The 13,424-nt window shown below is 42.0% G+C and carries 10 protein-coding genes; 6 read left to right on the top strand and 4 right to left on the bottom strand.

All coding sequences use genetic code 11. From position 1 onward, the window contains the following. Window positions 1–30: 30 nt before the first annotated feature. Entirely contained in the window at window positions 31–1,755 is a 1,725-nt protein-coding gene (locus HMPREF9009_RS04755; RefSeq protein ID WP_004310928.1) for a hypothetical protein, read from the bottom strand. A gap of 405 nt (window positions 1,756–2,160) precedes the next feature. On the opposite strand from HMPREF9009_RS04755, the gene HMPREF9009_RS04750 reads away from it, so the two are divergent. From HMPREF9009_RS04750 to HMPREF9009_RS04740, 3 genes are all read left to right on the top strand, one after another. Continuing rightward, complete coding sequence (locus tag HMPREF9009_RS04750) at window positions 2,161–2,757, top strand: RNA polymerase sigma-70 factor (protein ID WP_049701581.1); 597 nt, start codon at window positions 2,161–2,163, stop codon at window positions 2,755–2,757. 101 nt (window positions 2,758–2,858) lie between these two features. Beyond that, window positions 2,859–3,851 (top strand): FecR family protein, encoded by a 993-nt coding sequence (locus tag HMPREF9009_RS04745; protein ID WP_008023974.1) that lies wholly within the window; start codon window positions 2,859–2,861, stop codon window positions 3,849–3,851. A gap of 33 nt (window positions 3,852–3,884) precedes the next feature. Continuing rightward, the gene (locus HMPREF9009_RS04740) at window positions 3,885–4,295 is read left to right on the top strand and encodes a PaaI family thioesterase (RefSeq protein WP_008023972.1); all 411 of its coding nucleotides are present in this window, start codon (window positions 3,885–3,887) and stop codon (window positions 4,293–4,295) included. A 68-nt stretch (window positions 4,296–4,363) separates the two neighbouring features. Here the strand turns inward: HMPREF9009_RS04740 and HMPREF9009_RS04735 are convergent, their stop codons facing one another. Then, window positions 4,364–5,239 (bottom strand): DUF3108 domain-containing protein, encoded by an 876-nt coding sequence (locus HMPREF9009_RS04735; RefSeq protein ID WP_008770449.1) that lies wholly within the window; start codon window positions 5,237–5,239, stop codon window positions 4,364–4,366. Beyond that, a complete protein-coding gene (locus HMPREF9009_RS04730) occupies window positions 5,184–7,100 on the bottom strand; it encodes an Ig-like domain-containing protein (RefSeq protein ID WP_049701580.1) in 1,917 nt (638 codons plus the stop codon). The genes HMPREF9009_RS04735 and HMPREF9009_RS04730 overlap by 56 nt, the downstream gene beginning before the upstream one ends. A gap of 337 nt (window positions 7,101–7,437) precedes the next feature. Here HMPREF9009_RS04730 and HMPREF9009_RS04725 point away from each other — a divergent pair, with 337 nt between their 5' ends. Continuing rightward, entirely contained in the window at window positions 7,438–8,049 is a 612-nt protein-coding gene (locus tag HMPREF9009_RS04725; protein ID WP_049701579.1) for an HU family DNA-binding protein, read from the top strand. 125 nt (window positions 8,050–8,174) lie between these two features. Here HMPREF9009_RS04725 and HMPREF9009_RS04720 read toward each other — a convergent pair whose 3' ends face one another. Further along, window positions 8,175–9,143 carry an Rpn family recombination-promoting nuclease/putative transposase gene (locus tag HMPREF9009_RS04720; RefSeq protein ID WP_049701578.1) on the bottom strand — a complete coding sequence of 323 codons (969 nt, stop codon included), beginning with the start codon at window positions 9,141–9,143 and terminating at the stop codon, window positions 8,175–8,177. Window positions 9,144–9,504: 361 nt separating this feature from the next. Here HMPREF9009_RS04720 and HMPREF9009_RS04715 point away from each other — a divergent pair, with 361 nt between their 5' ends. Together HMPREF9009_RS04715 and HMPREF9009_RS04710 are read left to right on the top strand one after the other, a co-directional pair. Beyond that, complete coding sequence (locus tag HMPREF9009_RS04715; protein ID WP_049701577.1) at window positions 9,505–9,981, top strand: HU family DNA-binding protein; 477 nt, start codon at window positions 9,505–9,507, stop codon at window positions 9,979–9,981. A gap of 282 nt (window positions 9,982–10,263) precedes the next feature. Then, the gene (locus tag HMPREF9009_RS04710) at window positions 10,264–13,371 is read left to right on the top strand and encodes a glycoside hydrolase family 2 TIM barrel-domain containing protein (RefSeq protein ID WP_049701576.1); all 3,108 of its coding nucleotides are present in this window, start codon (window positions 10,264–10,266) and stop codon (window positions 13,369–13,371) included. Window positions 13,372–13,424: the final 53 nt, after the last annotated feature.

The raw sequence follows: 13,424 nt of genomic DNA, 5'->3' as shown, positions 1-13,424 counted from the left end.
TTGTTACTAACTCATTATTTTACAATATTCTTATTTAAACATTATCCAGGATTGCGAACTAGCCTCATTATCCGCATTTTTAACATTGCCGTTCGTTTCCCAGTCGTATCTACCGGCTACCTTTCCTAAAGGCACCCCTCTACTATCATCCCGAATAACAACAGGACTATGATAGTTCTCACCAAACACAATGGCATCCGTACAACCCACTTCCTGCAATGCCACAGCAACTTCCCGTAAAGAAGAGCCATCACTAAAGACATTCCAAGCTGCTTTTACCGAGTTATAAGAATTCGTAAAACGATTACTTACAAAAATGACCAAGTCTCCTTCTTCCGTGATACCGACAGCCCGGCGTCCTACAGGCTTGCCATCAAAAGTCCAAATGCTTACCGGATTAGCAGCCCATGAATTACTTCCTGACAATGCTCCATCCATTCCTCTGTTACGGGTCGAAGTATTTCTTCCTTCATTAGTGGCAAATGTCTTGTAAAGTTCTGCATTTTCTCCGGCAATCATGATCTGCCCTTTTTGCAACGGATAGGAATATCCACTGACAGCACTGGTTGGGGACCACTGTACTCCATTGGCAGCTTGTTTGCCGGCTCCGCCGCTGGTAAACTTATACAAGTTATTATCTATCACTTCTGCATACGAAATCTCCGCTTTTCCATCAGCTGTAATTCCCAGAGTTCCCGGACAATACTTCAAAGAAGTAGATAGGTTATATCCGAGACGCGGTGCGGATAGCAGCCCACTATCATTCCACCCGAGGCTATAAAATATCGGTACCCAGAATTGCCCGGACAATCCCGGAACAAACAATGAATAATCCATATTATCATTCATGATAGCTGTTGTACGATGTTGAGCAGTGGGTTCAGCCCATGTTACATTGTCTTTATTCATATCCCAGCTAACCTTCATATTTATTCTACCGGCAGGAATAGTTATCAACCATCCCGTATTACCGCTCCTTCCATGCAAGTTTTTATTTTCATAGACAATCATGAAATCAGGAATACAAATACTACTGTGTTGGCTTTTTAGATCAGCAGTAATATTTTTCCAGTTTACCCCTGCGTCAATAATTCCATTTACAGCACTCAAGTGATATTTTTTAGTCATGTTGTTCGTATTGTCTTTTACAGTAATAGTAAGTGTGCTACTTAGGTCAACAATCAGGTTTCCGTTTTCATCCTTTTGACTGACGGGATCCGTAGAGATGATTTCTGCGTTATCTGCCAAAGTCGGCATCAACACTACGTTTGCAAATGCAGTGTTTTGTTTGAAACGTAACGAAGCGATGCCATTAATAAAGTTAGCACTAACCTGCTCTGTGTTACAAGTAGCCGTTACGCCTCGAAGTAGCTGAGTAGAAGTGCTGAAAATGGTATATTCGATATCATCTGCTCCATCATTCACTTTAATACGGGTGATACCGCTGCTCAAGTCCAGTACAGCATCAGTAGTGAGCGGATCAATGGGCTTTGCCCATTCATCCGCCAGTTTGAGTTTCACATTCACCGCACTTTGGTCGTCCAAAATGCGAAAATCTAAGGCGATGACCCTACTGTTCTGGTCAATAAGACCATTTATCCAGTTCCCTGTGCCATCTTCTGCCTGTATGGCTACCAATGGTTCTTTTACGTACCCCGGATCTTCGGATAAGACAACACCTTTCAGTTCATCTTCTCCGCATGACGTGAATATAAACACAAGGAATGTGCTTAATAGAAAATGTAGTTTCTTCATACAATATTATTTAAATAAGAAATAGCTTATTTTCTGTTATTCCTGAAAACAATCTTTATCCTGCATGACTAAACTAAAACAGCTGTTTGTATACCTTATAACTTAAAAAAGAGTGTCGCGCTATGCTCTTTTACAATCCTTCTTTTTACCATTCATAGAGATTCAGGTTAAAATATGCTTTATTGGCCTATTCATTAATATGACAGCCAGATTAATAAAAAGTATAGTGAGAAATGATTTTTTTATTCGTTCAGCCCTTCAACTCATCTTTTTATTAGTGAGTTTGGTCATCTTACATTTTTTCAATACCTTGCCCCCGAATTATCCATCGGAGAAACAGAACCTGTGAGTATTCACCTTAATATATTAACTAATAAATCAAATATACGATTTCTGAAAGACATAATGGAAAAAAAACTGGAAACAGAGATTATCGAGGCCCTGAAATCGGGTAAAGAGGAGGCATTCCGATACATCTATAAAACTTACTATACAGATCTTTGCCGGATAGCGAGAGGGTATTTGACAGACTCTTATCTATCAGAATCTATAGTAGAAGATTTGGTGTATAGTCTATGGGAAAACCGCTCTAAAATAACAATTAACACCTCATTGAAGAACTACCTTTTCAGAAGTGTAGCCAATAAGTGTATCAATTATCTTCAGCTTGAATATGTGAGAAGGGAAACGGCCTGCTCGTCAGAAGACCTGGTCATTTACAGCGATTTATGGTCCTTGGGCGAAAATCCGGTTGAGCATTTAGAGGGTAAAGAGCTACATTCTATTATCCAGAAGACGATTGACGGCTTATCTCCAGAAACCCGGAAGGTATTTTTATTGAGTCGTTTTGAGAACAAAAGACAAGAAGAAATTGCCGAAATCATGGGAATCACTATTCATACAGTGAAATATCACATGCGAAGTGCACTGGATAAACTGAAGGAAGCAGCAAGATCTTATCTTGCCCTGATTGTAATGTTTATTACGAATATATTTAATTAATATTAAAAAGCAAAGTAATTCACTATACTTCTTCTATTGACAAACTGTCCTGATGATAGCGCAGGTATATGATTTTCAATAGATATTAAGTTTAAGATGGTATGAAAGAAGAATTTGATAAACTGATATATGATTTCCTCTCGGGAAGTATCGCTAAAGAGGACTTACATAAGTTGAACGAATGGATATACTCCGATCCGGAGAATCAGAAATATTTTGAACAGCAGAAACGAATCTGGCTTCTGTCTGCCGAGTATAAAAATGTATCTGTACACGAAGAACAAGCCTATAACAGATTTGCGAAACGAATCCGCAAACATAAGATTGCCGGGACAAGAAAGGTAAGAAAAAACTTATTTGTGAGGTATGCGGGTTACGCAGCGGCAATCATTATATTACTGTTTACCACCCCTCTTATAATTAACAATTTTACAACACCGGATGATTCTTTGATTTCCGAAGTATACGCTCCAAGAAAATCGAAATTAAAAATGAAGCTTCCTGACGGTTCTACCGTGTGGTTAAACGCAGATTCCAGACTTTCTTACTCAGAGAGTTTTGGTCGGAAGAATCGCAATGTCCGACTGGAAGGTGAAGGGTATTTTGAAGTAGAGCATGGAGAGCATCCATTTGTTGTACAAACAGACTCTGCACAGATCAAGGTACTGGGCACCAAGTTTGACATAAAAAATTACAGCGATGAAAATTATGTAAAGGTATCACTCTTAGAGGGTTCCATTGCCCTATCATGCATCAATAAAGAGTTTATAATGAAACCTAATCAAACAATGATAGTTAACAAACTTGACCAAACTTATAAACTGACCGAGAGCGCTGATTATGCAGAACAGTGGATCAACTGCAGAGTTTTTTGGGATGAGGTTCCCATGTCGATCATTTCTAAAGAGTTGGAACGCCAGTTTGATGTGACATTCGCATTTGAATCAGAGCAGCTCAAAAATTTGATTTTCCACGGAAGTTTTATTATAGAAACAAATAACTTGGAGAAAATATTGGATATTATGTCCGAAACAAATAAATTTAGCTACTCAATAGAGAAAGATAAGATATATGTCTATTCATTAAAAAAATAAGAAACGATTAAAGAATCTTCAAAAATAAATATCATGACCGCACAAGAGTTTTTTAAGAACGATCTATTTGCTGAAAACACAGGTGTAGTATTACTGGAAATACGCAAAGGTTACAGTAAAGCCAAATTAGAAATAAAACCTGAACATCTTAATGCAGGTGCCCGCACACAAGGAGGAGCAATCTTCACGTTAGCAGATCTGGCGCTTGCCGCAGCAGCCAACTCGCACGGCACGCTAGCTTTCTCTCTCTCGTCCACTATTACTTTTCTACGCGCCAGCGGGCCCGGAGACACTCTTTATGCCGAAGCACGTGAACGCTATATCGGCCGAAGCACAGGGTACTATCAGGTAGATATAACAAACCAAAACGAAGAGTTGATTGCTACTTTTGAATCTAGCGTGTTCCGGAAAGATCAGAAAGTACCATTTGAAATTCAGGAATAAAAAACAGAGAGAGCTGAAAACGACCAGCAAAGGTGCCTCCTTCAGCTCTCTCTGTTTTTTCTCTATATCTATTTAACGATAGAAGTCAGCGGATGCCGGTTACCCGTCACATTATTCAGGAATGCTTTTGCCGAACCGAAGTTCAGGAATAAATCCAGGCGGACAGGAAGATGGTTCAAGTCATCCGTTACAAAGAAAGTAATCACCTCCTTTTCTTTTCCTTTCTTATCATATTCTACCAATGAGAAGATCAGGCAACGGTAAGTAACTCCATTCTCCGCTTTTACATTTTCTTTCCCACGGTAGATAAGCGTTTGCTCTTCCACTTTACGGCCCGTAGCCATCGGGAACTTAATTTTGTCTCCCACCTTATAATCTGCAGGGTCGTAAGAACGTGCCTGTGCCAGAATGCTCAACATATCGTATATACAACGGCTATCGCTAGCTTCAGATTCATCAAACGCCCCATCCCGGTAAGTACGTTTCTGATTTACGAGGCAAAGACCGTCCTTATAAGAAAACCAAGCCTCATCGACCGTGTAACGTTTTCCCTCTTCGGCACCTTTGCGGAAATAGCGCGGTTCCAGTTTTTCACCGATCACACAAGTCAGCGTATCGCGCATCTTGAAAAAGAAGTCTGCCCGTTTGCTACCTAAAGCAAGCAGGTTGATCCGATAGGCTGGTTGCGAATGATAAGTAGTCGCATTCGTTGTCAGACTGGCGAGTCCGGCTTTCACCCAAACAAACTTCCAGTTGAAGTATAAATCATACATTACATGTTCGCCGGATTGAAACGCATCATTCTTCGCTTCACATTGGGCACTGGCAGGGAGGGCGAAGATTCCCGTCAGTAATGCCACCAATCCAATAATAAGGTTACGTCGAGCATCAACGACGGCGGTTCTGATTATTTCGATCCCTATCTTTCTTTTTCTTGTCTTCATCTGGTTTTTGTTTTTTAAGTTCGTCCGGTTTCTGCTTATCCACAGGAGTCGCATGAATATCCCACGGTTGGGTCACATCCCACAACGCTTTATATTCCAATATCGTCGGATAGTAGTAAACAGCCTCCGGCTGGATGCCTTTAGCAAAGTCTCCCGTGTCCCATTCACCATTTCCATTTGTGTCATTGATTAGTCGGGCTGCATATTTTCCCGGATTCAGGAAGTAGAAATCGACCATTCCGTCCTCTTCCACTCTCCGCTTACGGACCACTTTGTCCTGGGCGTCAAGCAATTCGACAAAGGCCAGTGAATCCGCTCCCGTCACATTGAAATGAAGCGTGAAATATTCATCTTCACTACGCACCTTGAATCCTTGTTTTATCTTATCGGTAAATAATCCGTATATTCCGTGGAAGGCAGTCGAGTCTACCGAGAATTCATATTCCAATGTCGGTTCCCAGTCATAATACAGATTAAACTTCTTCAGATTCACTGAATCCTGCTCAAATTCGAATGGTATATCTTTCCAAAGCGTATCTACTTTTTGCCGCAGATGTATGGCGGCAGTGTCATAACTGGCTATCGGTTCTTCAAAATTCAAAGAAATAGATCCATATACATCCATTGACGAAGGGGCATTGACATTCACCGGCAAGAATTTCGTCGGTTCGGGTTCATCCTCTTCCCCTTTCTTTTTCTTCTTTTTCTTTTTGTCCTTATCCGGCTCCTCTTTCTTATATTTCTGTTTCGAAACGAGGTTCAGCGTATCTGTACGGGGCACTAGCTGATTCAAAGTATCTGTATAAAGATAAGTCAGACTCATGGCCAGCGTATCCTGCTTGAAGAGCAGAGAATCTTTCACCCAATAATGGATCGTATCGTTCCGCTGATTCTTTTCGATGACAAAAGCATCCTTTTCATCGAAGTTCAAACCTTTCAAGACAGGCAAAGTGTCCGCCTTACCGGCAAAATAGAAAGTGAACTTTTGAGGAACCAGTCTTTCCGACTTGATAAGATATTGCGAATAGTTGAGCTCTTTAAAAGCACGGAGAATGACATCATCCGGCAAATAATGCATATATTTCTTCTCAACAATCGTGTCGTAAGTCAATGAGTCCACCCAAGCCGTATCCATGCGGATGCGTTCTTCCATGCGGGGGATAATCAACGAATCGTGGAAAGCGATCATCTCACTCTTCTGGTTGAAGGTAAAATTCTGGTCGGCATCCATCAATCCATAGATGCGATATTTGCCGGGAGCTACACCACGGATGGAGAAACGTCCACGGCTGTCTGTACGTGCCACACGGTCGAAAGGCAATTTGTTGAAAGCCGAATCGTTCAGGTTGGAATGTAGTCCGACAAGCATACCTTTAATAGGCTCCAGGTTAGAGGCATCGAGCATCGTTCCTGCTACTTCCATCGTATCGATTTCCGTACCGGTAGAGAACGTAAATGCAAAGTTACCCAACGGATTACCTTCATTATTGTCGACAATTGCATCCGAGAAGTCAATCGTGTAGGTCGTGTTAGGTTTCAGAGAGTCGAGCAGGTTGACTTGTATTCTCTTGCCGGAAGCCTTGATTTCCGGTTGCTGTATCTGGGGAGGGGAAACAACGACTTTCTCGGTCGCTTTCTCCAGCTTAATAAACTCGTCGAACATCAAAGAGACTTTAGTCCTTTTATTATTCAAAGCCCCCGCCTCCGGAGTGCTACCGATGAAACGGGGCGGCGTCTCATCGTATGGTCCACCGTCCGGACGTCCAATACTGGCGCAGGAATATAACATCGCCCCCAGCGTTACTACCGGAAGCACCTTGCGAACTATTTGTTTTATCTTTTGATTCTCAAATTGTAACATGCTGCAAAAATAAGCGTTCTTATTCAATAAACACCACACTTTCTAGCTAATTTATTAAAAAAGGAAAGGGTGACTTAAGGTAATAAACAATATTTGCGACGTTTTTATTTTTTTCCTGCTAATATAATTAGTTTTATTGCTTAAAGAGATTACCTTTGTTGCCTAATCTTTTTTCGTTTAACTATAGTTATACGCAAAGATAACTACAGTCTCCCTTTCGTATAACTATAGTCATACGAAAGGGAAACTATAGTCAAACGAAGTAAGAATAACGAATGAAACAAATCCGCGCAGGCAATCGGATAGATAAAAGTGCCGATATAAAACAATTCTGATTATGAGTATACATTACGACCTTTACGACACGCCCGACATTCAGAAGAAAGGCGAAGAACAACCGCTTCATCCCCGTGTTGTTTTCAACGGGACGATCGATCAGGAAGAATTTCTGGATCGTGTTCACAAATTCACCGGAATAAGCCGTAGCCTACTGGTAGGTGCCATGCAGTCTTTCCAAAATGAATTGCGAGATTTGCTTGCAAACGGATGGATTGTAGAACTGGGTGACATCGGATATTTTTCCGTATCTCTACAAGGACCTCCCGTAATGAAAAAGAAAGATGTACATGCACAATCCATCAGCTTGAAAAATATCAATTTCAGGGCAGGCAAACAGTTCAAGAAAGAAGTGGGCCAACAAATGAGACCGGAGCGCGGAGCATCGTTCACCCGCCCTCACGGGAAAGGACGCAATGAAGAAGAATGTCTGAAGCTAATCAATGAACACCTCCAACGATTTCCCTGCCTGACCCGTGCAGATTATTGCCGAATGACAGGACATGACAAACAACGGGCGATCAATGAGTTAAATATCTTTATCGAACGTGGATTATTGATCCGTTATGGAGCAGGCAAACTGGTGGTTTACGCAAAGAAAGCTGAAGAATAAATTAGAATTATTTAGCGGAATGACCAAAAATTCCGCACTGGACAAAAAACAATTGTTCAGTGCAGAATTCTTTTAATATATTCATAGAAAGAGGAGTTCCTAAATTAAAAAATAGCAAAAAACAATTAGAGTTTCTCTATTTCTTCAGCAGAGAATCCTGTAACCTGCATAATAGTATCAACAGAGATATTGAGAGATTTCAACTTACGGGCAGTGATTGTTTTTTCTTTTTCGATTCCTTTTTCTATACCTCGCTCAATGCCTTGCTCAATACCTTGCTCAATACCTTTTTCAATGCCTTCCTCAAGTCCTCGTTGTCGTCCTTCTTCAAGTCCAAGCTGGTGTCCTTCTTCATGCCCTTCTAATTTAGCAGTACTCAACACATCATTCTGTATCATTACCGCATCTATATGGCGATCGTATGCCAGCTTTTCAGCCTTATCCATATTATAATAAACCAGTTTCTTACGAGCCTCTTCAAGTCCGGGTGCCTTTGTATCGGGACGTATGCACCCTGTCTTCAGATATTCGATCCATTCTTCCAGAGGAGTAACAGCTACTTTATTAAACTCATTCACACGGATAAGGAAATATTCTGGAAAGATTTCAGCAGGCAACTTACGAACAATAGCTCCCTGTTCTTTGGTAGTAACTTTCAGATGATCGCCCGTGTGTACACCTAAAAATGTATTCTGTCCATGATAAAGGTAATCACTTCCTTGTCCAATGTCAAAATAAAGAATACTGATAGAATATACTTTCTTTACGTTAGAGTAGATTTCACCCAAATCGATATGTTCGGTAATAGTCTTAGCTACTCCATACAGGATTCGTTCCAGATAATAGAGTTCACGAGTATTTTGAACTTCGACAAGAACTATTTCATCTTTACTATTACGGGCTTTAATATCAACACGATTAAATTTATCATCTTCCCGTTGCTGATTACCTTCACTTTCTAAAATTTCAAGAATATGAATCTCCTCACCTAATAATACTGTGAGGAAACCTTCAAGCACGCCAAAGTTAGCCTTATTACGTAAAAGGCGCTTGATTGCCCAGTCAAAACGAATATATTTGTCTTTCTGTTCCATAAGAATACGTTTTTAGCAAAGGTAAGCATTATATTGGTAAAAGGGATAAATTTCAGTCAAAAGTATTATATAACACAGCAAAAAAAGATTGCTTGTGCAAGTAGTCCTTTCTTTCTATCTTCGAAGAGGATGCCTTCCCCACACTTGATACCCCAATATCTCAATCAGCATCCTCTTCTTCTATCTTTCCGCCAAATCTTTTTACATAAAATCCCCAGTAAAGCAACACTCTACTTATTAACTAATTTATTAACGCACAATTCTTTTTCAGCTTGGTCATGAATTTCGGAAACCATATCTTTGCATCGTGATCACAAAACAACAATAAAACAGATTAACTAACTATTAAAAAAGAAAGACTATGGCATTAAAGTATGTTGTCAAGAAAAGAGTTTTCGGCTTTGACCAAACAAAGACTGAAAAGTATGTAGCACAGAATGTAATTACCAATACGGTAAATTTCAGAGATTTATGCAAGGAAGTATCCATGTTCGGTATGATTCCCGAAGGCGCAGTGAAACACGTGATTGACGCACTGATTGATGCGTTGAACACGAACCTAAACAAAGGATTGTCTGTGCAATTAGGTGACTTCGGATGTTTCCGTCCGGGCATGAGTTGCAAAAGCCAGAAAGAGGAAAAAGATGTAGATGCCGATACCGTTCGTCGAGTGAAAATTGTATTTACGCCGGGATATAAATTTAAGGATATGCTGGATAATGTGAGTATTTACAAAACGGAAGGAAACGGCGGCACCTCTTCCGGAAACGGAGGGGGAAATAAACCGGAAAATCCGGACGAAGGCGGTAGCGGTGAAGCTCCCGATCCTGCCGCATAACGTATGAATCATATCTATATATGTAGTAGCTATACGCAAGTCTACGTACAAACAGCGTATAAGAGCTGACTAATGTAACAGCCAATTTTTATTAACGTGAGATACCTTTCCCCCGCGGAGGAAAGCTGTATCTCACGTTTTTACTGATTAGAGTAAGTAAAATACTCTATTTTCTAGCTAATTTATTAAAAACTAGCCTTAATTGAATGATTTTTTGACCGTCACTGAATAAAATATTCCCTATCTTTGACTCCAGAAATTCAAACCTAATACAAAAAACCCATGAAGAAACAACTACTCTCTTGCTGCTTGGCTGCATTGGGACTGACAGCAATTCAAGCGCAAAGCTTCAACGAGTGGAAAGACCCGGAAGTGAATTCCGTAAACCGCTCCGCTATGCACACTAATTACTTTGCTTTCGCATCGGCTGATGAAGCTAAAGCCGGCATTAAAGAAAATTCCGCGAATTTCATGACCCTGAACGGTCTTTGGAAATTCAACTGGGTAAGACACGCAGACGCGCGCCCGACTGACTTTTATCAGACTAATTTCAACGACAAAGGTTGGGATGACCTTCAAGTTCCCGGCGTTTGGGAGTTGAACGGCTACGGTGACCCTATCTATGTCAACGTAGGATATGCCTGGAGAAGCCAATTCAAAAACAACCCTCCGCTAGTGCCGACAGAAAACAACCACGTAGGCTCTTACCGCAAAGAAATCATCCTTCCTGCCGACTGGAAAGGCAAAGAAATTTTCGCACATTTCGGCTCGGTAACGTCCAATATGTACCTTTGGGTGAACGGACGCTACGTAGGATATAGCGAAGACAGCAAACTGGAAGCTGAATTCAATCTGACTAACTACCTGAAACCGGGTAAGAACGTCATCGCCTTTCAAGTTTTCCGCTGGTGCGACGGTAGTTATCTGGAAGATCAGGACTTCTTCCGCTACTCCGGCGTAGGACGCGACTGTTATCTTTACGCACGCGACAAGAAATACATCCAGAACATTCGCATCACTCCCGATTTGGACAGCCAATATAAAGACGGTACATTGAATATAGCCGTTGACCTGAAAGGAAGCGGCACAGTAGCTTTGGACTTGACAGATGTTCAAGGCAACAGCGTAGCGACTGCCGACCTGAAAGGTTCGGGCAAATTAAACACGATTCTATCCGTCTCCAATCCGGCAAAATGGACTGCTGAAACACCTAATCTCTACACACTGACCGCTACACTGAAAAACGGCAACAACGTAGTAGAAGTAATCCCTGTTAAAGTAGGTTTCCGCAAGATTGAATTGAAAGGCGGACAGATACTCGTAAACGGACAACCGGTACTCTTCAAAGGAGCCGACCGTCACGAAATGGACCCGGACGGCGGTTATGTGGTTTCTACCGAACGTATGCTGCAAGATATCAAAGTGATGAAAGAACTCAATATCAACGCCGTGCGTACCTGCCATTACCCGGACGACAACCGTTGGTATGACCTGTGCGACCAATACGGCTTATATGTAGTAGCCGAGGCAAACGTAGAATCTCACGGAATGGGCTACGGCGACCAGACACTGGCAAAGAACCCAATCTACGCCAAAGCCCACATGGAACGTAACCAACGCAACGTACAACGTGGTTACAACCATCCGTCCATCATCTTCTGGTCATTGGGTAATGAAGCCGGCATGGGACCAAACTTTGAGAAATGCTACACTTGGATTAAGAATGAAGACAAGACACGTGCCGTACAGTACGAACAAGCAGGAACCAGCGAATTCACCGATATTTTCTGCCCGATGTACTATGACTACGACGCTTGTATCAAATATAGCGAAGGAAATATCCAAAAGCCGTTAATCCAATGTGAATACGCGCACGCTATGGGTAACTCCGAAGGCGGATTCAAAGAATACTGGGACATCATCCGCAAATATCCAAAATATCAGGGCGGATTTATCTGGGACTTCGTAGACCAGTCCTGCCACTGGAAAAACAAAGACGGAGTAAGCATCTACGGCTATGGCGGCGACTTCAACAAATACGACGCTTCGGATAATAACTTCAACGACAACGGTTTGATTAGCCCCGACCGCGTACCCAATCCGCATGCATACGAAGTAGCTTATTTCTATCAGGATATATGGACGACTCCTGCTGATCTTGCCAAAGGCGAAATCAACATCTTCAACGAGTATTTCTTCCGCGACTTATCTGCTTATTACATGGAATGGCAATTACTGGCAAACGGAGAAGTAGTGCAAACAGGCATCGTATCCGACCTGAAAGTAGCGCCCCAACAAACTGTGAAAGTGCAAATTCCATTTGACACAAAGAACATCTGTCCTTGCAAAGAACTGCTGCTCAACGTGAGCTACAAACTGAAAGCCGCCGAAACACTGCTGCCGGCCGGAACCACCATCGCTTACGACCAACTAAGCATCCGTGACTACAAAGCACCGGAACTGAAACTGGAAAACCAACAGGCATCTAACCTTCCGGTCATCGTGCCCACCATTTTGGACAACGACCGCAACTTCCTGATTGTGAAAGGTGAAAACTTCTCTATGGATTTCAACAAACACAATGGTTATCTCTGCCGTTACGACGTCAACGGCATGCAACTGATGGAAGATGGCAGCGCACTGACTCCTAACTTCTGGCGTGCACCGACCGACAATGACTTCGGAGCCGGACTGCAACACAAATATGCCGCCTGGAAGAATCCGGAACTGAAACTGACTTCTCTGAAACATGCTATTGAAAACGATCAGGCAGTGGTTCGTGCCGAATATGACATGAAGTCGATTGGCGGAACATTATCGCTGACTTACACCATTAACAACAAGGGAGCAGTGAAAGTTACCCAAAAGATGGCGGCAGACAAGAGCAAGAAAGTTTCTGACATGTTCCGTTTCGGTATGCAAATGCGTATGCCGGTCAACTTCAACGAGATAGAATATTACGGCCGTGGTCCGGGAGAAAACTATGCCGACCGCAACCACGCGGCAATGTTAGGAAAATATCGCCAGACAGTGGAAGAACAATTCTATCCTTACATCCGCCCGCAGGAAACCGGAACAAAAACGGATATCCGCTGGTGGAGACTTCTGAACATCAGTGGCAACGGACTGCAATTCGTATCGAGTGCTCCTTTCTCCGCTTCTGCCCTGAATTACACCATCGAGTCATTGGATGACGGCGACGGCAAAGACCAGCGTCACTCACCGGAAGTAGAAAAGGCAGACTTCACCAACTTCTGTATCGACAAGGCACAAACCGGACTTGCCTGTGTCAACAGTTGGGGAGCTATTGCACTGGAAAAATATCGTCTTCCTTATCAGGATTATGAGTTAAGTTTTATTATGACTCCTGTATATCATAAAATAAAGTAAAAAACATAGTTAAAAAACACGGTATCAGAGAACAAGAATACCGAATTTAAAGT

This window comes from Bacteroides sp. 3_1_13 (assembly GCF_001185845.1).
GTDB lineage: Bacteria > Bacteroidota > Bacteroidia > Bacteroidales > Bacteroidaceae > Bacteroides > Bacteroides xylanisolvens.
This window is presented reverse-complemented; position numbering and strand designations above follow the sequence as displayed.